General features: G+C 38.0%; 24 protein-coding genes. 18 read left to right on the forward strand and 6 right to left on the reverse strand.

Annotated elements, in window-relative coordinates; translation table 11 throughout:
• Positions 1 to 19 precede the first annotated feature (19 nt).
• A complete protein-coding gene (locus FHY45_RS09055; protein ID WP_139891687.1) occupies positions 20 to 1,669 on the reverse strand; it encodes a DUF2339 domain-containing protein in 1,650 nt (549 codons plus the stop codon).
• 621 nt (positions 1,670 to 2,290) lie between these two features.
• Between FHY45_RS09055 and FHY45_RS09060 the strand changes: the two genes are divergently transcribed.
• The 3 genes from FHY45_RS09060 (at position 2,291) to FHY45_RS09070 (ending at position 4,419) form a co-directional block, all read left to right on the forward strand.
• Positions 2,291 to 3,094 carry a hypothetical protein gene (locus FHY45_RS09060; RefSeq protein WP_139891689.1) on the forward strand — a complete coding sequence of 268 codons (804 nt, stop codon included), beginning with the start codon at positions 2,291 to 2,293 and terminating at the stop codon, positions 3,092 to 3,094.
• 442 nt (positions 3,095 to 3,536) lie between these two features.
• Positions 3,537 to 3,989: a WapI family immunity protein gene (locus tag FHY45_RS09065; RefSeq protein WP_139891691.1), complete on the forward strand. Its 453-nt coding sequence runs from the start codon at positions 3,537 to 3,539 to the stop codon at positions 3,987 to 3,989.
• 151 nt (positions 3,990 to 4,140) lie between these two features.
• A complete protein-coding gene (locus FHY45_RS09070) occupies positions 4,141 to 4,419 on the forward strand; it encodes a DUF3784 domain-containing protein (protein ID WP_066107697.1) in 279 nt (92 codons plus the stop codon).
• Between the two features lie 105 nt (positions 4,420 to 4,524).
• On the opposite strand, the gene FHY45_RS09075 is transcribed toward FHY45_RS09070, so the two are convergent.
• Both FHY45_RS09075 and FHY45_RS09080 read right to left on the reverse strand, forming a co-directional pair.
• Entirely contained in the window at positions 4,525 to 5,448 is a 924-nt protein-coding gene (locus FHY45_RS09075) for an alpha/beta hydrolase (RefSeq protein WP_306821547.1), read from the reverse strand.
• A gap of 132 nt (positions 5,449 to 5,580) precedes the next feature.
• The gene (locus FHY45_RS09080) at positions 5,581 to 6,216 is read right to left on the reverse strand and encodes a class I SAM-dependent DNA methyltransferase (RefSeq protein ID WP_139891998.1); all 636 of its coding nucleotides are present in this window, start codon (positions 6,214 to 6,216) and stop codon (positions 5,581 to 5,583) included.
• Between the two features lie 181 nt (positions 6,217 to 6,397).
• On the opposite strand from FHY45_RS09080, the gene FHY45_RS09085 reads away from it, so the two are divergent.
• From FHY45_RS09085 to FHY45_RS09095, 3 genes are all read left to right on the forward strand, one after another.
• A complete protein-coding gene (locus tag FHY45_RS09085) occupies positions 6,398 to 6,640 on the forward strand; it encodes a YqkE family protein (protein WP_306821548.1) in 243 nt (80 codons plus the stop codon).
• 822 nt (positions 6,641 to 7,462) lie between these two features.
• Entirely contained in the window at positions 7,463 to 8,575 is a 1,113-nt protein-coding gene (locus FHY45_RS09090) for a methyl-accepting chemotaxis protein (RefSeq protein ID WP_373925475.1), read from the forward strand.
• A gap of 130 nt (positions 8,576 to 8,705) precedes the next feature.
• Complete coding sequence (locus tag FHY45_RS09095) at positions 8,706 to 10,205, forward strand: aminotransferase class V-fold PLP-dependent enzyme (protein WP_139891696.1); 1,500 nt, start codon at positions 8,706 to 8,708, stop codon at positions 10,203 to 10,205.
• 54 nt (positions 10,206 to 10,259) lie between these two features.
• Here the strand turns inward: FHY45_RS09095 and FHY45_RS09100 are convergent, their stop codons facing one another.
• Together FHY45_RS09100 and mciZ are read right to left on the reverse strand one after the other, a co-directional pair.
• Positions 10,260 to 11,180, reverse strand: coding sequence for an aldo/keto reductase (locus tag FHY45_RS09100; RefSeq protein ID WP_139891698.1), 921 nt, complete (start codon positions 11,178 to 11,180; stop codon positions 10,260 to 10,262).
• A 64-nt stretch (positions 11,181 to 11,244) separates the two neighbouring features.
• Entirely contained in the window at positions 11,245 to 11,379 is a 135-nt protein-coding gene (mciZ, locus tag FHY45_RS09105; protein WP_077248152.1) for a Z-ring formation inhibitor MciZ, read from the reverse strand.
• An 80-nt stretch (positions 11,380 to 11,459) separates the two neighbouring features.
• Between mciZ and FHY45_RS09110 the strand changes: the two genes are divergently transcribed.
• Complete coding sequence (locus FHY45_RS09110; RefSeq protein WP_139891700.1) at positions 11,460 to 12,011, forward strand: NUDIX domain-containing protein; 552 nt, start codon at positions 11,460 to 11,462, stop codon at positions 12,009 to 12,011.
• Complete coding sequence (locus tag FHY45_RS09115) at positions 12,012 to 13,187, forward strand: endonuclease Q family protein (RefSeq protein WP_066107675.1); 1,176 nt, start codon at positions 12,012 to 12,014, stop codon at positions 13,185 to 13,187.
• Positions 13,188 to 13,233: 46 nt separating this feature from the next.
• On the opposite strand, the gene FHY45_RS09120 is transcribed toward FHY45_RS09115, so the two are convergent.
• Positions 13,234 to 13,803 (reverse strand): GNAT family N-acetyltransferase, encoded by a 570-nt coding sequence (locus FHY45_RS09120; protein WP_066107671.1) that lies wholly within the window; start codon positions 13,801 to 13,803, stop codon positions 13,234 to 13,236.
• A gap of 137 nt (positions 13,804 to 13,940) precedes the next feature.
• Here FHY45_RS09120 and spoIIM point away from each other — a divergent pair, with 137 nt between their 5' ends.
• From spoIIM to sigF, 10 genes are all read left to right on the forward strand, one after another.
• On the forward strand, positions 13,941 to 14,582 hold the full coding sequence (gene spoIIM / locus FHY45_RS09125; RefSeq protein WP_066107668.1) for a stage II sporulation protein M: 642 nt from the start codon (positions 13,941 to 13,943) through the stop codon (positions 14,580 to 14,582).
• Between the two features lie 179 nt (positions 14,583 to 14,761).
• The gene (gene fur / locus FHY45_RS09130; RefSeq protein WP_066107665.1) at positions 14,762 to 15,247 is read left to right on the forward strand and encodes a ferric iron uptake transcriptional regulator; all 486 of its coding nucleotides are present in this window, start codon (positions 14,762 to 14,764) and stop codon (positions 15,245 to 15,247) included.
• 112 nt (positions 15,248 to 15,359) lie between these two features.
• Positions 15,360 to 15,590, forward strand: a complete 231-nt coding sequence (locus FHY45_RS09135; RefSeq protein ID WP_066107661.1) for a YqzK family protein — start codon at positions 15,360 to 15,362, stop codon at positions 15,588 to 15,590.
• A 6-nt stretch (positions 15,591 to 15,596) separates the two neighbouring features.
• Complete coding sequence (gene xerD, locus FHY45_RS09140; RefSeq protein WP_066107858.1) at positions 15,597 to 16,487, forward strand: site-specific tyrosine recombinase XerD; 891 nt, start codon at positions 15,597 to 15,599, stop codon at positions 16,485 to 16,487.
• A gap of 311 nt (positions 16,488 to 16,798) precedes the next feature.
• Positions 16,799 to 17,974, forward strand: coding sequence for a phosphopentomutase (gene deoB / locus FHY45_RS09145; RefSeq protein ID WP_066107658.1), 1,176 nt, complete (start codon positions 16,799 to 16,801; stop codon positions 17,972 to 17,974).
• 14 nt (positions 17,975 to 17,988) lie between these two features.
• Positions 17,989 to 18,813: a purine-nucleoside phosphorylase gene (locus FHY45_RS09150; RefSeq protein WP_139891702.1), complete on the forward strand. Its 825-nt coding sequence runs from the start codon at positions 17,989 to 17,991 to the stop codon at positions 18,811 to 18,813.
• Positions 18,814 to 19,576: 763 nt separating this feature from the next.
• Positions 19,577 to 20,755, forward strand: a complete 1,179-nt coding sequence (locus tag FHY45_RS09155; RefSeq protein ID WP_066107653.1) for a D-alanyl-D-alanine carboxypeptidase family protein — start codon at positions 19,577 to 19,579, stop codon at positions 20,753 to 20,755.
• Between the two features lie 123 nt (positions 20,756 to 20,878).
• A complete protein-coding gene (gene spoIIAA / locus FHY45_RS09160; protein ID WP_066107855.1) occupies positions 20,879 to 21,229 on the forward strand; it encodes an anti-sigma F factor antagonist in 351 nt (116 codons plus the stop codon).
• Positions 21,230 to 21,676 carry an anti-sigma F factor gene (spoIIAB, locus tag FHY45_RS09165; protein ID WP_066107650.1) on the forward strand — a complete coding sequence of 149 codons (447 nt, stop codon included), beginning with the start codon at positions 21,230 to 21,232 and terminating at the stop codon, positions 21,674 to 21,676.
• Positions 21,677 to 21,689: 13 nt separating this feature from the next.
• Positions 21,690 to 22,445: an RNA polymerase sporulation sigma factor SigF gene (gene sigF / locus FHY45_RS09170; protein WP_066107647.1), complete on the forward strand. Its 756-nt coding sequence runs from the start codon at positions 21,690 to 21,692 to the stop codon at positions 22,443 to 22,445.
• Positions 22,446 to 22,515 lie beyond the last annotated feature (70 nt).

A 22,515-nucleotide genomic window follows, 5' to 3' on the forward strand; every position in this document is an offset into this window, starting at 1 on the left:
AAGCAAAGGGAAATCCCACTCATTTTTTTGTATAAAACACCTTAGAAATAAGCAGCCCAATTACGCCAAGTATGATGAATAATATTGCTTTCCAAACTACATCTATACCTGATAGGTCGTAGAAAGTAACTTTTAATAGCGTAATAAACAGGAATATTAAGCCGATGTTTTTCCAAACTTTTTCTTTAAAGTAACTAAATAACCCGTATGTTACTCCAACGATAATGATCCAAGATAATGACAAACCGATATTCTTAATCATTAAAGAAGAATCATCTGTGAAATAGTATGCCATTTTGCTTATAAATATGATCAGTAATACTTCTATTATATAGGGTAAAGTAGATTTCATTATATTTCTGTCGATGATTTTTGTTATTGTTTCTTTTATATAGAGAACAAAGAAGAAGCTGATTATGATCATCCATACAACAACAGTTTCTAGTGATAGCATGTATCCCGGCTTGTCGAATAATTGTACCAATACGGATAAGAGCAGTATTATGCTAGCTATTGTCCCTAATATACTCTTCCTTATTTGAGCAAAATAGTAAACTAGTACGGCTTGCATGGTAAAGAGGATTAATTTTGATGATGGATCAATCACTATATCGTTTAGCAGTATAAATATGTAGAACATCGAAATAACAAAGAAAATGTTTTTTAGTTCAGTGTGACTTTTATTTTTCACGTAACTAAGCAAAGAATATACAATAGCCATTATAGAATAGAACGTGTATTGGTAGCTTGGTGTTTGATCAAACACATCAACTCCGATTAAGAGCATGAATAATGAACCGATCGTGATAGCTGGAATATACATATTTTTAACAAATATGTTGTTTGTTTTAAATGTTAAATAAATGATAAAGAAATGCTGAATAGCGATTGTGAGGAACGTTAAGGTTGAAATTTCCCCACTGCCTACTAATCCAAAAAATAATACAGTGAACATAAATGCATAGTTTGCCACATTCCAAGTGATTTTATATTGCCCTCTAAGAGATTCTAGTATTAATCCTATAAATACAGCAGTTTCGTATATATAAAATACATATTCATTCCCTTTGTCTCCTGCAAATAGGAAAGGGTAAAAATAAGCACCTACTCCTATAATGGTAAGCAAGGATTGAGATTTGTATTTTCTCGATAGATAAACTCCTATATATATTCCGAGCGCTAATAAACATACAGTCACATAGAATGGGATAATGTGGTACAAAACATTACCGGAGAAGACAGATATAAGATAAACAATTATACTTCCGCCTAACAATACTATTCCTAACGTATTCTTTGCCTTTTTATATTGCTTTTCTCCAATGATATATAAGAATCCAGCTAATAAGAAACCAACTATTACACGAACCACGGGATTTATCCATCCGTTTTCAGATGCTGCCATAAAAGCCCAAATAACTCCTAAAATAAAAACGAATATAAATATTCTAGGTAACCAAGTTGAGATCATAGATTCAAAGCTGATTAATTCTTTTTCTGGTTTTATTTCAGGTTTTTTGATATTTCTTTTTATCTCAACTTTTTCACTTTTGTTTTCCACATTAAGATTAACTTCATTATGTATGGTTCTTAACTCTTTTTTTAACTCCACTAACTCTTCTTCCATATATCTTATTCGTTTGGATAAATCATAAATTTTATCGTCCAACCATTCCGCCTCTTCTCTGTTTAATCATTTACACACCTCTAAACTCAGAATTTTCAGTATCTCGTTTCCCTTATTATACCAGTATTTTTTCTGTAAACATATGCTAAAAGGAGGTGGGTATTAATAATTCAATCTTTATGTTATTTACGTTTCGAATCCTAATGTGTTTATTTAAATTTTCCCTTTTTCACTAAATAGGTCTAAGAGTATGGAAAAAACAACTTTAAATATTCAGATTATTGTGTTAGTATTAATCATCTTTAAAATGGAATTTTATAGGAGGTTTGTTATGTTAGTCTTTGTCCCGGTTGGTTTAGGTGTAATTATTGGCATTATCTTTATTGTTATAACTTATTTTCTTAAGAAATATCAAAGCGCTTATACAAAATATTTCAGCTGACGAAGGCATTGATCCAAGAAGGTCAATGCCTTTTTATATTGGGCTTATAATTGGATTGGTAAAGATCAACGAAGTATCAAACAAACAGGGCTTAATAAAAGACCTCATAAGATAGGATATCAAAGGAGATTCTAAATAATAGAAATGCTTTTTTCGACATGGACAAATTTTCAGTCCGAGTATGTACCAAAATGGTAATTATATTTGAGGAGATGTGATAAATGCTTGGTATTTTACTTTTGATTTTGGGCTTGGCGGCGTATCTATATTTTAAGCGTCAAAAAGAAAGCCCAGTAAATCGAAATCAACAAACGACGCGTGAGGCTGAACCAATAAAACAAGAAACTATACAGACCGTTATGCCGACAAAAAATGAGACTGCACAAGACGCTGAAATCTTAAAACAAGAGCAAGCGCCCGTTGTATCTATTGAACCTGTTGAACAATCAAGCCCGGTTGAAAAGCTGGAAAAAGAAACCGTTACCGTTACATTTTCAGATGGAACAACTAAGGAATATAACCTTAACTTAACACTTAATGACAGCCATATTTGCTTGTTATCTGACGGCGGGAAAACGTATCATACACACGTTAATTGTTTTAAGAACTGGCCTGCCGAATATCAAGAAAATTTTAAAGGATGGAAAGCAATAGCAACAGATGAAGCAGAAAAAATGGGCTACAGAAAATGCAAATATTGTAATGAAGCTGATAGAACAGAATGGGACTATTACAAGGACACTAAACCCCTTAAAACTTTCACTGTCACTCATAGGGATGAATTTGCTATTACAGAGATTTATAACGTAGGTAATGAAGTAAATACGGGCTATGATTTTGAAAAGGACAAAGACACGTTAGAAATAGACTATGAAGAAATTTGTTATATGCCAAAAAGCGCAAGAGATTTCTTTGATGAGAATTACGGCGATTATAAAATGTTTGTATTAGATGTGTATGAAAATGACAATGGAAAAGTGAAGCTTAAGATTGGAATATTTGAGGAATTAGGGAAAAATAATTGATGATAAAGTATAAAACCGCCTAATGGATAGGCGGTTTTATTATATGTAAGGCGAGGGTATCCTTAACGGGTTCTGTTGTGTAATACAAAAATGAACCTATTTCTAAGGTAAAGAAGTATAGTTATTAATTTTAGATATACATCGAGCTTCTAAAGTGTTAGATAAGAACAGCCCATATCTCTTATGGTTAAGTAAAGTCGATATTTTGATTTTTACATATGTTTAATTAACTAAGGGGGCAGTAATAAGAAAAGTAAGGGATATGATATAGAACTTTGTAGAATATGAAAAATCAGAAGAAGTTTTTAATTTCTATACCAATAGATTAGATGAAAAGGGACGATAGATAGTGGAGAGTTGCATTAAAACGAACTGGAGCATAGATCTAGGGAGGATTAATGTTCTTTTCTGTTGAACTCTTAAGGAAGAAATGGAATTCGCAATGGTTATTATTGAACATGAGCTTTCTGGGAAACGAGTTGAAACTATGAATGGTTTTACTGTTAAAGGCAATCAAGGCTTTATCCGAATTGAATCACAAAATATAAGTGGTTTTCCTGAAGATACAAGTCATTTTGGTGGTTATGATGCTGTGGGCATCGTTGAAATTAAGAGCGGAAACTATTATGTCTTAGGTGAATTGTGGTTTACGACTGGGGATATATATAAGTTTTATAAGCAATTAGATAAGTGCTATCGTGAACTTAAAGGAATGGCTACTTTTTGGAATTACGAAACTTCTCTTAAATTAGAGGTTGTATTCAATCAAATGGGGCAAGTTGTTTTACAAGGTTACTTTAAGGAAAAAGCACATATGGAAAATGAATTACACTTTGAAATGGAATGTGACCAAACTTTTTTATCCTCAACATTAGAGGACTTGAGATCATGTTGACCATTACGGAAATACAAATGGAATAAAAAAGTAAGTTCTTATCTTACTTAGGGCATTGTTCTAATATCAGGAGCTGTGTAGGGGCAGGTTAGCGAAAGAAATAATATTATAAGATATATAATACAAATGCTGTATAAAAGGAGGAGAAATGGTGGAGCTTTTTGTTGGTCTTATCACTGCAGGGTTTCATTTTTTGCTTGCTTATATCATTTGGGGAAAGGGGAAAGTGCATATTTTAGCAGGATATGTGGAAGGTCAAGTTAAAGATAAAAAGAAACTTTCAAAGTATGCGGGCATATTATTTATTGGCCTTGGCATTATATCTGTTTTTTTCCCTTTGGTTCCGGACAGTTTTTTCTATTATGTATTTGCATTATATATTTTATGGCTTTTGATTGGTATTGTTGTTATCAATGTCAAAATAAAATAGAACATATCAACCTTATAATACGAATGGGGCTTTAGTAGAATAACGAGTTAATTGAATAATAGCAAAAATGATCCTTACGAAAACAGCCATTAAAAAAGTGCCACCCTAAAAGAAAGGGGGCACATGTGCTTTAAGAAAAGAATCGATTACTTTTTCATAAGCTTCAGGATTCGTATTATAGGATTGGGCGTGTTGGCCTTTTTCGGCTAGGTACAGCTGTTTCGGTCCTTTTTTGTGTTCATATAATTCCTCGCTCATGGTTGAGGGAATATACGCATCCTCTAAACTATGGATAAAAAGAACAGGGCTTTTTATATTCTCTACTGCCTTTAAAGGAGAAACTTCTCTAAATGAATAGCCATCTCTCCGTTTAAGCCACCAATCCCCAAAGGGGAGAACCATCCATTTTGGAAGATGGAAGTCTTTTTTTAGGCGGTAAGCTATTTGCTCGGAGAATTCGGAGAATGGACAATCCGCTATGTAAAAATCAGCTCCATCCTCAACGGCGCCGGCATATAGTAACAGGGTGACCGCACCCATTGATTCACCGTGGATGCCAAGCAAAATATCATGACCCTTTTGAGCCTTTAATTCTTCTACAATAGCGGCAAGATCATCTTTTTCATAATATCCGTAGCTGCTTGTTTTTCCTTCCGAATCACCATGGCGGCGATGATCATAAATGACGGTGTTAAATCCTTTTTTTGCAAATAAATTGACATAGCGAATCGAATTCCACTTATTTTCAGTGATTCCGTGCGCAATGATCATCCATTTTTTTGATTCCTTATGTGGTTCTGCAAATATAGCATGAATCCGGTATCCATGTTTGGATTGAATCCATTTCTCCTCCTGAGGCAGTTTTTGAAAGGAAGCAGTGTCAAAACGGCCTGCCTCGATTTCACGTTTCCGAACGACCTCAACATCTTTTCGTTTCATATACATCAGCATGTTAGAGAAGAATACGCCAATTCCGATTATGTATGCAATCATGACACCGAAGATAAAATACCATCTTTTCTTTTTCAAATGAAACCCTCCGAAAAACACATTATCATCCTTTAGTTTACCATTCTGCAGAGAAAACAAACATTGAAATAATAGGCAGATTCACAAACGAAAAAACCCTATATTGCTATAGGGATAGATGCTAGTGTTTAATTATTGTTTAGTGGCATGCATGAGCCAGACAAATGTATTTAGCTGCTCAAATGTTACATGAAATTGATGCTTTTCCAGGATTGATTTCAAGTAAGGGATCGTCGTGTAATATTCAGTTCGTAAATCCTCTGCTAATCGATCGAAATTGTTGCGCTCAGCGTTATCAATGACCGCCTGCTGATCCTCTTTCGTTAAAAACATCGTATCCGCAAAAACGATTTTTCCGCCTGGTGTTAGAAGATTGGAGTATAGAGCAAAAGCTTTCTCTTTTTCCTCATCGGTTAAATGGTGAAAGGCATAGGTGCTTACAAATGTGTCGACTCCATTTTCAACCGGAAAGTGAAAGAAATCACCGTCTACAATTGATAAGGATCCGAGCTTTTTCTTTGCCTTTTTTCTCATTTCTGTGGAAGGCTCAATTCCGAGAACTTGGTTTCCTTTTTCCAGTAGCCGTGCAGTCAAATTCCCTGTTCCGACTCCGAATTCGATTACAGAGCCTTCCGCATGGGATGCAACTGTTTCTAGGATTTGTTCATAATGTAAAAAAACATCGGTATATTGGTCATCAGAACCGGATACCGTTTCATCATAATTAGCAGCCCATTCATCAAATAGCTGGTCAAATTCTCTGCCCATCATACCCCTCCTTTAGTTCCTAATAAATCATATCATATTTATATGAATAATATGGTATAAAGTTACAATTTTTGCCTTAAATAGGAAAAAGGAAATAGAGGCTATTAAAAAGTATTAAAACCATACCTGACTTAATTTGACTGACCCATTATAATAGAAAGAAAAAAGGAGCTAATATCCGATGATGAAACATAAACCATCCAAGAAAAACGATGATGGCTCAATTAGCTTGGGAGATCTGCTAAATCAAGATATTTTGAGCCAATTGCAGAATAAAAAAGGTGAATTAAAGGAAGAAGAGCAACGTCGAATACAGCAAATGGAAAAACAAAAGCGTGAGGAACGAAAACGCCGCGAGAAAAATAAAAGCTTTGAAGAGCTATTAAATGAGAGCAATCTGAACTGGAAGCAGTTTAAGGGATAAAGGAAGGGACCACCCTAAATGTAATGCACTCTTAAAAGGAAGTTGAACACTACCTTTTCGAGGCACTGCAAAGCAGGGTGGTCTTTTTATTTGTATAAGTAAATAGCTCTAACCACTATTTACCATTATTTCTGCAAAAAATTATAGGTTTCTCCACAAAATGGTTACATATTACGCAGAACTGGCCGATATAGATAACGGGAAGATATATCGGGAATTTTTGGAGGAATTTTAGAGATGAATATCAGGCGAAAAATTGTTATCACTTTTATCAGCGTTACTGTTTTAAGTTTAATAGTAGCTGCTGTTCTCGCTTACAATCTGTATTCGAATGAAAAGCGCATTCAGGAAATAAATAAGAGTTCCTTAGAGATTGTACTACTAACAGATCAAATGAAAGTCAATGTTATTCAGGTGCAGCAGGTATTCAAAGGAATCAGTGCTACGAAAGGCTCGGACACGATTGATACTTATTCGTTGGCTGATACGTATGCAGAAGAATTTAAGAATCATGCCGAGGATTTAAAAAAACTGGGTGTATCATCCGGAAAATTGGATTCATTAGCAGATTCCTTTACCGAGTTTTATCAATCCGGGCAGCTAATGGCTGAGAGTTTCACAGAAAAGGGGATAGAAGCTGGTAATGAGCCTAAGGTGATCTTTACTCAATTTGAACAAACTATGGAACAGCAGCTTGGTGACTTACAGAAACAGGCTGTTGATGGAATTCATAAGGATATAAATCAATTGACAGAGCAGACGAGAAAGGCCTTAACGACTGCGTTAACGGTTTTTGTTATGAACCTAGCGATCGGCTACACCATGGTTTATAGAGTGACACGTCCGGTTACTCGGGGAATAGAGAAGTTATCTAAACAAGTCATGTTGATTGCCAAGGGAAATTTAACAGAACCAATTGTTGCAGAAACAAAGGATGAAATCGGCACACTTGCGAGTGGAATGGAACAAATGCGTACAGAGCTTGTGTACTTAATAGGTGCCATCAAGGAATCATCTGATAAAATCCATGCCAATACCGTTAAGATGGCAGAGGGTACTCAGCAAACCGGTGTGGCTGCTGATCAAATTGCCACCACTGTTTCGTATATCGCATCTGGAATTGATACTCAATCACATAAAGCTAACCATATCTTTGAGACAATGGTGAATATTACAAAACAGGTTGAAACAGGGACTTATTTTACAAAAGAAACATTGGGCAATGCAGAGGAATCATCACTTATAGCAAGGGATGGACAAGTGATGATTCTCGAAGGACTGCAGGTATTAGTAGCACTTGGTGACGATATTGCTCATGCCAACGAACAAGTGAAGCATTTAGGCGAACGAGCAAATGAAATTGAAAATATAATTCGGTTTATTACAGATATTTCGGCCCAAACGAACCTATTGGCTCTGAATGCAGCTATTGAAGCCGCAAGAGCGGGGGAGCAAGGGAGAGGCTTTGCAGTAGTGGCAGATGAAGTACGTAAGCTGGCCGAACAGACAAATAAAGCTACTGAAGAGATCAAGGATTTAATTAATAAAATTCAAAAAGACACATTTAACACGATGAACGTTATGGAAAATAATTTAAATCAGTTCCGTACTCAGGTTGAAACAGTGATGGAAGGCAGCAGTACACTGACAATCATAAATGAAAAGGTTGGGTATACAAAGAATCATTTAGAGAAATTAACTGAGTCCTTTCAAATGATTAATGAAGATGTTAAAAGAGTTGAGGGCATGATTGAAGAGACATCCACAACCATTCAGGAATCAGCGGCTTCTGCTGAAGAAGTTTCTGCATCCGCAGAGGAACAGAATGCGATGGTAAAAGAGACAGCAGAATATGCTAATGGACTTGCTCAAATTACAAATGAACTTATTGCTCTGACAGGGAAATTTAAAACTGAGAAATCAATGGAAGAATAATGGAAGGCCCTCATCACTGAAAAGTGATAGGGCTTTTTTGTAAGAAAGTACTATTTTCTCCACGGCAATAACCAATAGGCTTTTTATTCATATACTGTTACTGACTTATGCAGATAGAAGGTGAACAGGATTGCTGAGGGCAAGAATTGGAAATCATCAGCGAGAATGGTTTGGAGAGCTGGAGCAATATTTCTATGATTTTCGCAAATACATTATAGGAAATGACAAAACGTTTTCAACCCCATACGGAGAAAAGCCGATTATATATGCGGACTGGACAGCAAGCGGAAGATTATATAAACCGATAGAGGATAAAATCACGAAGGAATTTGGACCGTTTATGGCAAATACCCATACGGAATCAAACCAAACCGGCTCATTCATGACGAATGCGTATCATCATGCAAAGAAAATCATAAAAGAGCATGTAAACGCTGGTCCGGATGATGCGATTCTTCTTGATGGCTTTGGAATGACGTCGGTCATTAACAAATTTCAACGTATACTTGGCTTGCGCATACCAGAAAAATGGGAATCGAGGCTTGAACTAAAGCCTGAGGAAAGACCGGTTGTATTTATTACCCATCGGGAACATCATTCCAACCATACCTCCTGGCTTGAGACGATTTCCGATGTAGTTATCGTGGAACCTGATCAAAAAGGGAATGTAAGTCCGGAGCAATTAGAACGGCAGTTACAATCGTATTCAAACAGACCGTTGAAAATCGGTGCTTTTACCGCATGCTCCAATGTAACCGGACTCATTACTCCATATCATGAACTGGCAAGCGTGATGCATAAGCACGGTGGTATCTGTGTGATAGACTTTGCTGCATGCGCTCCATATGTAAATATCAATATGCATCCCGAGAATCCTGCAGAACAGCTGGATGCGATTTGTTTTTCTCCGCATAAATTCCTGGGCGGACCCGGTACGAGTGGTGTTTTAATTTTTAATAAAAATTTGTATCACAACCACATACCTGATCATCCTGGCGGCGGCACTGTCAATTGGACGGATCCGTGGGGAAACAAAAGCTATTATGAGGATATTGAAACGAGGGAGGACGGTGGAACACCAGGAATCCTGCAATGCATTCGAACAGCATTATGTATAAGGCTAAAGGAGGAAATGGGGGTAGACAATATGTTGGCAAGAGAGAAAGAATTGCTTTCCATCCTTCTTCCGGGATTGTTATCCATACCTGAAATTAAGGTTCTCGAACCAGAGAAAGAAGAACGATTGGGTATTATTTCATTTATGATTCCGGGGGTACACTATAATCTGATTGTTAAACTATTAAATGACCGGTTTGGAATTCAGGTACGGGGCGGATGTTCCTGTGCGGGAACGTATGGGCATTATTTATTGGGAATCTCCAAGGAGAGTTCCCAACAAATCATGGAATTGGTTGATCAGGGCAATTTAGAGGTTAAACCTGGATGGATTCGATTTTCCATTCATCCAACCATGACGAATGCGGAAGCCTACCAATTTATTTCAGCCATGAAATGGATTGTTGACCATTTCGAAGAGTGCCAGCAGGATTATGTGTATGATTCAAAAACGAATGATTATTTTTATTGTGATTACCAACGGGAAGATTTCGACTGGTTATTCTATGTATAGGATAAAAATAAGAAAAGGAATCAGGCTATTTAGATGAAATAGCCTGACTCCCGTTTAATCGCGATGTGTCTCATATTTATTTGCTTTAGTTAAGGAGCGCAATAGTTCCAGCTCTTCGGCTGCTAACGGTTTGCTGTTTATAGCCTTTATATTTTCAAGTAATTGTTTTTCGCTGCTTGCCCCAGGGATCACAGCAGCTACCGCTTTAGAAGAGAGGATATATTGTAAAGCCAGTTCATTCATGGAACGGCTCGCTATTTTTTCTTGAATGGATGGAAGCAGAGACTCTAGCTCCTCATATGTATAGTCCAAATATCCATTTTCACGGATAGAATCGGAAGCTTTATTTAACATTTCCTCTGTTAAAAGGCCTTTTGCTACAGGGCCTCTAGCAATGATGCTGATTTGATGCTCCTCCAGTAATGGCATCCATTCCTCCGGTCTTCGATCGAGAAGACTGTATTGCATCATGACCGATATGATACTTGAGTGGTTTGCAAATTCCTTGATGACATTGGGACGGATGGAGGAAATGCCGTACTCACGTATATAGCCTTCTTTCTTTAATTCTTCAAAGGCGGAAATGGTTTCATCCAAGGGATCGTCTATTGTACCGCCATGAAGCTGGTATAAATCGATATAATCGGTCTGTAAACGCTTTAGGCTATCCTTTACGGCCTGCTTAATATAGGTTCGCGAAGGGTCCCAGGACCATGAAGTTTTCTCGTCATTCCATCTGTTACCTGCCTTTGTAGCTAATATCAGGTTCTGTCGATATGGTTTTAACACCCTTCCGACCATTTCCTCATTAAGGCCAAAATCATACAAATCGGCTGTATCAAAATAGTTGATTCCGTGTTCGATAGCTGTCTCCAGTATTAGTCGGGCTTGTTTTTCGTCTTTGCCGAGAGACATGCATCCTAGTCCCATCTCCGTAACATATAAGTCAGATTCTCCAATTTGTCTCTTTTTCACAGGAAATCTCCTTTCGCTATTACAGTGTGTCTTTTCTTTATTGTAATGGAAGGAGTTAAATCCGTCATTTTATTTGCCGAGCGGCCTGCAGCCAGTCCGTAACATACACATATTGATTGCTATATTGCTTTAATTTCTCTTTTACTTCCCAAGCTTTTCCGCTCAAAATGATTTGATTGTCACTGATCCATATTTTCATAACGCACCCCTTTGGACATGCTATATGGTAAAATGTATGAACAGAGGAATGCTTTTTAGAACAAAAGGAGAGATTTAACGATGTACAAATATGAAGAGAAAACGATCAAATCAGAACCTATTTTTAAAGGAAGAATTTTAGATGTACGTGTGGATGAAGTGCTTCTTCCGAATGGAAAGACGTCGACCAGAGAATTAATTAAACATCCTGGAGCGGTCGCAGTGATTGCCGTTACAGATGAAAATAAGCTCGTGCTTGTTGAGCAATACCGTAAGCCGATGGAAAAAGCGTTAGTTGAAATTCCTGCCGGTAAATTGGATGCCGGTGAAGATCCAAGAGATTGTGTGGTTCGCGAGATGGAAGAGGAAACCGGATATGCCTGCGAGTCCATTGAACATATTATTTCCCTCTACACATCGCCTGGATTTGCAGATGAGATTGTACATATTTACCTGGCTAAGGGTCTTTCTAAAAAGGAAGATGCAAGAGGCCTTGATGAGGATGAATTCGTGGACTTGATGGAAGTCACATTAGAAGAGGCTTTGGAACTGATTAAAGAAGAGAGAATTCAGGATGCCAAAACAGCCTATGCGGTTCAATATTTACAGCTCCAAGAGGCACTGTCTAAATAAATGAAGACATATTACGCGGATTTTCATATTCATGTGGGGAGAACGAAATCTGGGAAGCCTGTCAAAATTACAGGAGCGCGGACCCTAACGATTTCAACTATTCTTGAATATGCTGCGACAAGAAAAGGACTCGATATGGTTGGGGTCATCGACTGCCATGTTCCTGAGGTGATAGAAGAACTTGAGGGGCTCATGGCAAAAGGAGAGATGAAAGAACTCGAGGGCGGCGGTCTTCAACATAAAGACGGTACCGTTTTGATTCCTGGGAGTGAGATTGAAATCAATGATGCAAACTGCAAAGGGCCCATTCATGTGCTGGCTTATTTTCCTACTCTTGAAAAAATGAAGCTGTTTTCGGAATGGTTTGCAACGAGAGTTAAAAATAATACTCTCAGCTCTCAGCGTATTTATGAGAGTGCTACCGTATTGCAGAAAAAAGTAAAGGATTTGAGCGGGTTATTTATCCCTGCACATATTTTCACTCCCCATAAAAGTTTGTACGGCAGAGGGGTCTTAAAGAGCCTAAACGAGGTTCTGAATCCAGACTGGATTGACGCTGTTGAGCTGGGGCTCAGTGCTGATACGACAATGGCATCCAAGTTAAGCGAGCTGAACCGCTATCCCTTTTTAACAAATAGTGATGCACATTCGTTGCCAAAGCTGGCTCGTGAATATCAAAAACTGTTGCTGCAGGAGCCTAACTTTACCGAATGGCATAAAGCACTTCAACAAGAAGAAGGACGTGCCATTTTAGCTAATTACGGACTGAATCCGTATTTAGGTAAATACCATGAAACAGTTTGCGAGAATTGCGGCGAAACTCTAGCTGTGTATTCAGAGCGCTGTCCTTATTGCGGCTCTAATCAGGTGACACGTGGAGTAGCTGAACGTATCAATGATCTTGCAGATGCAGAGCTGGGAGATGTTCTGCAAGAGAGACCGCCTTATATTCATCATATCCCGCTTGAGTTTATTCCAGGGCTAGGACCGAGAACATTGGATAAATTAGTAGCTGGTTTTGGTTCAGAAATGGCTGTCATCCATGAAGCCAGCCTGGAGGAGCTAAAGGGGCTAGTTCCTGAAAAAATAGCCATGCTCATCTATCAGGCACGGGGTGGTACATTGTCTCTGCAAAAAGGCGGAGGCGGTATTTACGGGAAGATTATTACGGATTAATGGAGAAAAAGGGCAGTGAATAGCATTCACTGCCCTTTTTTCTATTTTACAAATCACTTCTGATTTTAGAGAAAATGCATGTATCACGAAGGGAGGTACCTGTAGAATCATAGCTGTCGTGTCTTAATGTCCCTTCAAGAGTGTAACCCAGTTTTTCAGGAATCCGTCTGGAGTTTATGTTTTTTGAATCACAGCGAATTTCCACCCGGTTAGCTAGTAATTTATCGAATGTGAAGTTCGTCAATAATTCAACAGCCTCTGTCATATATCCTTTTTTAGTGTAACGAGAATCCATCCAATATCCGATCTCGAACTTTCTTGTTTCCCAATTCATTCTATGTAGTCCGGTGGAACCAAGGAAAATATTATCTTCTTTTCTCATCACATATAGACGTATATCTTCTCTTAAAATAAACTCTGCCTGTGCTCTTCGTAAATTGTCCTCTGTCTCCTCTAATGTCTGATCTCGATTAGCCCAGGGCATCCAGGGTTTTAAATCTTCTTTTGAAGCCAATATGGCATCATGGACCATAGGCCCGTCTCCCGGCTTGCAAGAACGCAAATAAATTCGGCTTCCATCAAGTTTTTCTGGTATGTCCATCAGGATCGGATTCATGCCAATCTCCTCCTTTTATGTAAATTAAAGAGATTATATCATACTATTTAGACTAGTAAGAATTTATTTTTTACTAGAATACAATCTCTAGTAAATACATAGAATCTAGTAATGGAACCGGAGAGGAGAATTCCCCTGTGAAAAAATCGTATTATAAAAGAGCTTTGCTTTTTCATATTAAAGATCATTTATCTATTTTCATTTTTATTATGGTCCTATTCCTGATGGGAATCATTTTTGGGGCAATTATTGTCAACAGCTTATCTTTAACTCAGAAAGAGGACCTGTTTTATTATTTGTCTCAGTTCTTCGGAGAATTAAAGCAAGGGAAAGTCAGTGCAAGCAGTGAAATTTTCATCTATAGCTTTCAGGAGAATGCGAAGTTTATTATCTTAATGTGGATTCTTGGAATCTCGATTATCGGGTTACCAATGATTTTAATCCTTCTTTTTATAAAAGGAATCGTGATCGGCTTTACTGTCGGTTTTTTGGTTAGCCAAACAGGGTGGCAGGGCTTTATGCTTGCGTGTGTATCCATTTTACCTCAGAATATCATCCTTGTACCCGTAACCATTATCATGGCATCATGCGCCGTCATTATCTCCATTAAAATGATTAAACGCCAATTTTTAAAATCAAGCCGCGAAAAATTAAGGCCTTATTTTTTCCAGTATTCTCTGTTGCTTGGAATGGCCTTAGTGTCTTTTGTTGTTGCAGCCTTGATTGAATCCTTTTTATCACCGGGGCTAATGAAAGCTGTAATTGATAATATGAGTTAATAATAATTATTAGATAATAATCATTATTATAAGTTGTTTATAATTATTATATTTTACATGGACGTTTTTTTTGCTATACTATAAATGGTGATAGAAGGCCGGACTCATAATCCCTTTTTGCCTTCTTCTATAATATGATGATGAAATCCGGACAGATTCAGCGGCGAGGAGGAAAAGGGTTGGAATCTAGATTAGATCGAATAAAAAAGCAATTACATTCTTCAAGTTACAAGCTGACGCCGCAGCGAGAGGCCACGGTTAGAGTGTTGCTCGAGAATGAAGAAGACCATTTAAGTGCAGAGGATGTATATTTGCTCGTTAAAGAAAAAGCACCGGAAATCGGTTTGGCAACTGTATATAGAACGCTTGAATTGCTTACTGAGCTTAAAATAGTAGATAAAATTAATTTTGGTGATGGGGTATCCCGTTATGATTTGCGACAAGAGGGAGCAGCGCATTTTCATCACCATTTAGTCTGTATAGAATGTGGAGCAGTAGATGAAATTCTTGAAGATTTATTAGATGATGTAGAACCGATTGTTGAACAGAAATTCAGATTCAAAATTAAGGATCATCGCCTGACATTTCATGGGGTTTGCCATCGTTGCCAAGATAAAAAAGAAGAGCCGGAGACTGCAGGGTCCGGGAATAACCATGCAAGATAAGCCTTTCCGTTGTGGAAAGGTTTTATCTTTTACTCATAAAACGTGGATGATATGTATAAAACATGTCCAAACAGGCATAAATTGATAAAAAGGCCTGGAGGACTAGAGAATTATGAGAAATTTGATTAAATTATTTTGGCAAACAAGCAAGGTATTCATCATGTTTGTTGGCTTTACGATATTATTTTATTTTGCTATTGTTTGGTTTAATGAGGAATATGAAAATTATCATCGCTATGACGAGCCTAAGGGAACGGCTGTAAAGGTTTTTCAATCCATCAATGATGAAGAGGAGCCTGGATGGAGAGAAAGACTCTTTCTATTTTATTTAGATGGGGAGTAAATGAAAATGAAAGATCCATTGCAGGATTTTATCCATTATTTAACAATCGAAAAAGGGTTGGCTAAAAACACCCTCCTATCGTATAAACGAGATTTGGATTCCTATTATAAGTTTTTGAAAAATCAACAAATTGACAACTGGAAGGACGTTTCCCGTGTTCATATTGTCCAGTTCCTGGGTAAATTAAGGGATGATGGAAAATCGTCCAAAACGCTGGCACGCCATACAGCTTCCATTCGATCCTTCCATCAATTTTTATTAAGGGAACGTATTTCGGAAACAGATCCGTCTGTCTTGATTGAAAGCCCTCATACTGAGAAATCATTGCCAAAGGTTTTAAGCCAGGAGGAAACGGAGGCATTGCTGAATGCACCTAACCCAGCTGACGCTTTCGGTATACGGGATAAGGCTATTTTAGAGCTGCTCTATGCAACTGGTATGCGGGTTAGTGAATTAATAGAGTTAAATATTGATAATGTACATATAGAAATGGGATTTGTTCGCTGTATAGGGAAGGGAAATAAAGAGCGAATTATCCCGGTGGGGCAAATGGCCCTTGATTCGATTACCACCTACTTAACATCAGGTAGACCTAGATTGGTTAGCCAAAAGAATAAATCGGATGCTTTATTTTTGAATCATCACGGCGGACGTCTCAGCCGCCAAGGGTTATGGAAAATTATCAAGAAGCTTGCTGAGCAGGCGAATATTCAAAAGTCATTGACACCTCACACCCTTCGCCACTCATTTGCCACTCATTTACTAATGAATGGTGCGGATTTGCGGGCTGTTCAGGAGATGCTCGGACATGCTGATATCTCGACAACACAAATATATACACATGTCACGAATGTCCGTTTAAAGGATGTATACAGTAAGTTCCATCCCCGAGCTTAAAAGGGGATTCTCTAAGTTTAGGATAGTTACGGCGGTTTCCGGTAAGGTGCCGTCTTTATTTTTGAACACGTTTCTAAAAAGAAATAAGCAGTAGGTCTAAAGACTTTTTGAATATTGAGTGAATACCGAAAAATAAAACTATTAAAATTTGGTAAACTTAAATTGGCAACGTTTCCCCGGTGATGTAAAATAAAGAAGTCAGACCTCTGACGCCTGCAACTTTTGACCCGTAAATTCTACTGAAATTTATGGAAGATTACAGGCGTTGAGAAAGGGTAACCTACATATAAAAGAAGCTGGAGGTTTCAGGTATGAAATTTAAGCGAGTATTTTTAACTGTAATGGATTCTGTTGGGATTGGTGAAGCGCCTGATGCAGAGAAATTTGGCGATAAAGGTTCGGATACACTTGGACATATAGCTGAAAAAATGAATGGGTTGAACATGCCTGTCATGGGTAAATTAGGCTTGTCAAACATCAGAGAAATTAAAGGGATTCAAAAGGCAGTCAAGCCAATGGCTTATTATACAAAAATGCAAGAGGCATCCAATGGGAAAGATACGATGACTGGCCACTGGGAAATCATGGGGCTGCGCATTGATACACCGTTCCGTGTATTTCCGGATGGATTTCCGCCGGAATTAATTCAGGAGCTGGAAGAAAAGAGCGGCAGAAAAATTATTGGGAATAAACCGGCGAGCGGTACAGAAATCCTAGTAGAATTGGGAGAAGAACACGTAAAAACCGGAGCATTAATCGTGTACACTTCTGCTGACTCCGTTCTGCAAATTGCAGCTCATGAGGATGTAGTACCTCTTGAAGAGCTCTATCGTATCTGTGAAATTGCCAGAGAAATGACTCTTCGTGAAGAATATATGGTAGGCAGAATTATTGCTCGCCCATTCGTTGGAGAGCCTGGTGATTTCAAACGTACGCCAAATCGCCATGATTATGCGTTAAAACCATTTGGACGCACGGTAATGAATGAGTTGAAGGATAGTAACTTTGATGTAATCTCCATTGGGAAAATTGCTGATATCTACGATGGCGAGGGCGTAACAAAAGCGCTTCGCACAACAAGTAATATGGATGGAATGGATAAGCAGGTCCAAACATTGGACATGGACTTTACTGGTCTAAGCTTCCTGAACCTTGTTGATTTTGATGCTGTATTTGGCCACAGACGCGATCCTATTGGGTACGGTAAAGCATTAGAAGAGTACGATGGAAGATTGCAGGAAGTACTGGATAAAATGAAGGAAGACGATCTGCTAATTATTACAGCAGACCATGGTAATGATCCGGTTCATCCTGGAACAGACCATACGAGAGAATATGTTCCTTTACTTGTATACTCCAAACAATTTAAAGAAGGTAAAGAACTGCCGATCCGCAGTACATTTGCGGACATTGGTGCAACCGTTGCTGATAACTTCGGTGTGAAAATGCCTGAGCATGGAGTAAGCTTCCTTAAGGAACTAAATTAAAAGGAGAGAACAGAATGTTTGAAAAAGTAAATGAAGCAGCAGCGCATATTTTAGAGGTATCCGGTCAAAAGCCGGAACTAGGATTGATTCTTGGTTCAGGGTTGGGAGTATTGGCTGATGAAATTGAAAATGCCACTGTAATCCCATACAGTGAAATACCTCATTTCCCAGTTTCTACTGTTGAAGGACATGCCGGCCAACTTGTTGTTGGAACGCTGGCAGGCAAAACAGTAGCGGCTATGCAGGGGCGTTTCCACTATTATGAAGGATATTCCATGCAAGAAGTTACATTCCCGGTACGTGTTATGAAGGCAATGGGAATGACGCATATTCTTGTAACAAATGCAGCAGGCGGAGTAAATGAAAGCTTCAAGCCTGGTGATTTGATGATTATCACAGATCATATTAATTACATGGGCGCACACCCATTAATTGGACCGAATCACAGTGAGTTTGGACCAAGATTCCCTGATATGACAAGTGCTTATACAAAATCATTAGTGGAATTGGCAGAACAAGTTGCTTCTAAACAAAATATTGCGATTCAAAAAGGTGTTTACATTGGATTTACAGGTCCTACTTATGAAACACCAGCAGAAGTAAGAATGGCACGTATTTTAGGCGGAGATGCAGTGGGAATGTCAACAGTTCCTGAAGTTATCGTTGCTGCTCATGGAGGCATGAAGGTACTCGGTATTTCATGCATTACAAACATGGCTGCTGGAATCCTGGATCAGCCTTTGGCACATGACGAGGTAATTGAAACGACTGAAAAAGTAAAATCTACGTTCTTGAACTTAGTGAAATCAATCGTATCAGAAATGAAAATTGAAGCGTAAGTAAGTTTTAACAGGAGGCTGTCTAATAGTTTTTATTAGATAGCCTCTATTTTTTTACGGTTAATAGTAGGAGTAAGATACCATGCGTAATGACATGCTAGGGTAAAATGAATAAATAATTCACTTTGGCCTGATATAAATTGCTCTAGTGTCCAAATTTGATTCAATTACTGTGTAAATCGTTCGTTCAAATGCTTAATGATCGCACAATAGCCATGCTAATCGCTTAAGAGTCTTACATGATCGCTCAATCACCAGAATTCCCGCTCAATTAACCTCATTTTCCGCTAATTGCTTTACCGTTCGCTCAATAAATTGAAATATCGCTCAATTCCACTCCCTTTTCGCTCAATTCCTTTCAAAATCGAACTATTGCTATAAAATTTCGCTCAATTGTTTATAGGTTGCCTGTTATATAGATGAAATTTAAATACTGATTATAAAAAGCAGACTGAAAAGTCTTCGCTTTAACCAATTTCCTTTAAAAATAAGGATGTTTTTATGATTTACAGGCTCAAATTTCTCTCCTCTCGAGTTTTGCTCGATAATTTAATTTCAGAACATCTAATGTTAGTTAATTTGGTTCTACTAACACAGAAATAGCTGAATTCCCTTTGAAATTAAGACTGCATATTTAAAATCTTCATTCAAATTAATTAGGTCCTCACCAGGAAATATAATTTTATCTGAGATAAGATTCTGGACTGTATAAAAGTAGTGTTGTTGGTAAAACTGGAATTTATCATGAGTAGGAGGTCTGTCCATGAAACGGTATGTTTCAGCTTTATTAGTAGTAGTGTTCACTTTAAGTATGTCTGTACCATCATTTGCAGCCGAAAAAACAAAAACGGCGGAATTAGATTTAGCACCTAAAACGAAGTCAGCAATACTGATAGAAAAGGATACGGGTTCTGTCATATATGATAAAAATAAAGATGAGCGGCTGTCTCCCGCCAGTATGACGAAGATTATGACTATGCTGTTAATCATGGAGGCATTAGATCAAAAGCGTATAACGATGGAAGATAAAGTTCGAACAAGTGAATATGCTGCCTCAATGGGTGGTTCGCAAATCTTCCTTGAACCAGGTGAGGAAATGACAGTTGAGCAAATGCTTAGAGGAATTGCGATTGGTTCAGGGAATGATGCCTCCGTTGCCATGGCTGAGAAAATTGCTGGAAGCGAAGAGGAATTCGTGAAAAGAATGAATGCCAAAGTGCAGGAATTGGGATTGAAGAACACTAAATTTCAAAATTGTACGGGACTGCCGACAACTGATCATTACAGTTCAGCATTTGATATGGCGACTATAGCAAAAGAGTTACTAAAGCATGAGGAAATCACAAATTTTACGAGTTTATATGAATCTTACTTACGTGAGGATTCAGATAAAAAATTCTGGCTTGTGAATACGAACAAACTGGTGAAATTTTACCCAGGTGTGGACGGATTAAAAACAGGTTTTACACATCAAGCAGGATATTGCTTAACCGCAACAGCTAAAAAAGATAATTTACGAGTCATTGCAGTTGTATTTGGAGCTGAGAATCCAAAGGAACGAAATTCTCAAATTACAAAAATGCTGGATTATGCCTTTGCTAATTATCAATCACGTCCGGTCTATAAGAAAGAACAGCCTCTTGCACTTTTGAAAATTGAAAAAGGTCAACAGAAGAAAGTAAGTCTGGTCACAAACGATTCAGTTTCTCTTTTAAATAAAAAAGGGGAAGACAATGTGAATATCCGTCCGAATATCGTACTGAAAAAAGATGTACAGGCCCCAATCAAAAAAGGGGATCAGCTTGGTGTCTTAAAAATGATGAGAGACGACAAAGTAATTTCAGAAACCCCTCTTATTGCATCAAAAGATGTAAAACGAGCAAGCTGGTTTGATTTATTTAAGCGTTCTTTCGGCATGTTTACCCATACCGGCGACGAATAAGCATTGGTATGCGAAATTAAACGAATAGAAAGAGAATATCACTAGTTTTGTCTTTAAGAAGGAATTGAAGTGGAGCTTGGCGAAAATCACCACTATACTTTCTTTGAAGGGGGCAAAGGTACTGTGAGTCTAGAAATTGATATGAAGACGATTGAGGATATATTATGTATTCGCCTGAAGGGAGAATTGGATCATCATACGGCGGAGGATTTAAAGAACAAGGCATCTCAATTAATAGAAACTGGTGGCATTCGCCATATCATTTTAAATTTGGGCGAGTTGAGTTTTATGGATAGCTCCGGTCTTGGGGTGATCTTAGGCAGATATAAACAAATTCAGCAATTTGAAGGGGAAATGATTGTTTGTGCCATCTCGCCTTCTGTTCATAGGTTATTTGAGATGTCCGGAATGTTTAAAATTCTTCGTCTTGAATCTTCAGAGGAAGCAGCTATACAGGGATTGGGGGTAGCGTAAATGAAAAACGAAATGGCTATAGAATTTTCTGCATTGAGTCAAAACGAATCATTTGCACGGATTACGGTGGCAGCTTTCATCGCGCAATTGGATCCTACACTTGATGAGTTAACCGAAATTAAAACGGTTGTATCGGAGGCGGTCACCAACGCGATTATCCATGGATATGAGGGAGATGCCAAGGGCAAAATCTATATCACTGCGATATTGGATCTTGAGGAAGAAAGAGTGGAACTGACAATCCGGGATAATGGCATTGGAATCAGAGATATCGATGAAGCAAGGCAGCCTTTGTATACAACAAAGCCAGAATTGGAAAGGTCCGGTATGGGCTTTACCATAATGGAGAACTTTATGGATGAGATTTATATCGATTCATCCAGAGGTGAAGGAACAGAGGTAAGGCTTATGAAAAATCTTTCCAAAAGCAAAGCTTTATGTAATTAAGGAGACTAATACAATGGATGTGGAAGTCAAAAAGGGTAAAAAGACCGCCCAGCTTAAGGACGAAGAGGTAAAAACACTTATACTTCAAAGCCAGCAAGGTGACCAATTAGCTAGAGACGAAATCATCCAGAAAAACATGAGGCTTGTATGGTCAGTTGTACAAAGATTTCTTAACAGAGGATATGAACCAGATGACTTATTTCAAATAGGGTGTATTGGTTTATTGAAATCTGTAGATAAATTTGATTTATCCTATAATGTTAAATTTTCAACCTATGCAGTTCCCATGATTATTGGAGAGATTCAGCGTTTCATTCGTGATGACGGCACGGTAAAAGTCAGTCGTTCATTGAAGGAAATGTCCAACAAAATCAGAAGAGCGAAGGATGAATTATCTAAGCACTTCGGACGGACGCCAACCATTACAGAAATCAGTGAGTATTTGGATTTATCACCTGAGGAAATCATTATGGCACAGGAGGCAAGCCGATCGCCTTCTTCAATCCATGAAACGGTTTATGAGAATGACGGCGATCCGATTACCTTGCTAGACCAAATAGCAGATAGTTCAGAGACAAAGTGGTTTGAAAAAATTGCTTTGAAAGAGGCAATCGCCTTATTGGATGAACGAGAGAAATTAATTGTTTATTTACGGTATTATAAGGATCAAACGCAGACGGAGGTTGCAGAGAGGCTAGGAATCTCCCAGGTACAAGTATCTAGATTAGAAAAAAAGATTTTAAATCAAATGAAAGACCGTATGGACTAGAGTGCTGGTTCGTACGGTTTTTTTTTTGCGATTGAATGTATCTCTCTATAAACTAATTTATGATTTTTGG

It is taken from the genome of Bacillus sp. D386 (genome assembly GCF_006346415.1).

What these genes read in the sequence shown, in the direction of transcription:
- FHY45_RS09060 (WP_139891689.1), top strand. Translation starts at nt 2,291, where the DNA reads ATGCTTGGTATTTTACTTTTGATTTTGGGCTTGGCGGCGTATCTATAT.
- FHY45_RS09065 (WP_139891691.1), top strand. Translation starts at nt 3,537, where the DNA reads ATGGTTATTATTGAACATGAGCTTTCTGGGAAACGAGTTGAAACTATG.
- FHY45_RS09080 (WP_139891998.1), bottom strand. Translation starts at nt 6,216, where the DNA reads ATGGGCAGAGAATTTGACCAGCTATTTGATGAATGGGCTGCTAATTAT.
- FHY45_RS09085 (WP_306821548.1), top strand. Translation starts at nt 6,398, where the DNA reads ATGATGAAACATAAACCATCCAAGAAAAACGATGATGGCTCAATTAGC.
- FHY45_RS09090 (WP_373925475.1), top strand. Translation starts at nt 7,463, where the DNA reads ATGGTTTATAGAGTGACACGTCCGGTTACTCGGGGAATAGAGAAGTTA.
- mciZ (WP_077248152.1), bottom strand. Translation starts at nt 11,379, where the DNA reads ATGAAAATATGGATCAGTGACAATCAAATCATTTTGAGCGGAAAAGCT.
- FHY45_RS09110 (WP_139891700.1), top strand. Translation starts at nt 11,460, where the DNA reads ATGTACAAATATGAAGAGAAAACGATCAAATCAGAACCTATTTTTAAA.
- FHY45_RS09115 (WP_066107675.1), top strand. Translation starts at nt 12,012, where the DNA reads ATGAAGACATATTACGCGGATTTTCATATTCATGTGGGGAGAACGAAA.
- FHY45_RS09120 (WP_066107671.1), bottom strand. Translation starts at nt 13,803, where the DNA reads ATGAATCCGATCCTGATGGACATACCAGAAAAACTTGATGGAAGCCGA.
- FHY45_RS09135 (WP_066107661.1), top strand. Translation starts at nt 15,360, where the DNA reads ATGAGAAATTTGATTAAATTATTTTGGCAAACAAGCAAGGTATTCATC.
- xerD (WP_066107858.1), top strand. Translation starts at nt 15,597, where the DNA reads ATGAAAGATCCATTGCAGGATTTTATCCATTATTTAACAATCGAAAAA.
- deoB (WP_066107658.1), top strand. Translation starts at nt 16,799, where the DNA reads ATGAAATTTAAGCGAGTATTTTTAACTGTAATGGATTCTGTTGGGATT.
- FHY45_RS09150 (WP_139891702.1), top strand. Translation starts at nt 17,989, where the DNA reads ATGTTTGAAAAAGTAAATGAAGCAGCAGCGCATATTTTAGAGGTATCC.
- FHY45_RS09155 (WP_066107653.1), top strand. Translation starts at nt 19,577, where the DNA reads ATGAAACGGTATGTTTCAGCTTTATTAGTAGTAGTGTTCACTTTAAGT.
- spoIIAB (WP_066107650.1), top strand. Translation starts at nt 21,230, where the DNA reads ATGAAAAACGAAATGGCTATAGAATTTTCTGCATTGAGTCAAAACGAA.
- sigF (WP_066107647.1), top strand. Translation starts at nt 21,690, where the DNA reads ATGGATGTGGAAGTCAAAAAGGGTAAAAAGACCGCCCAGCTTAAGGAC.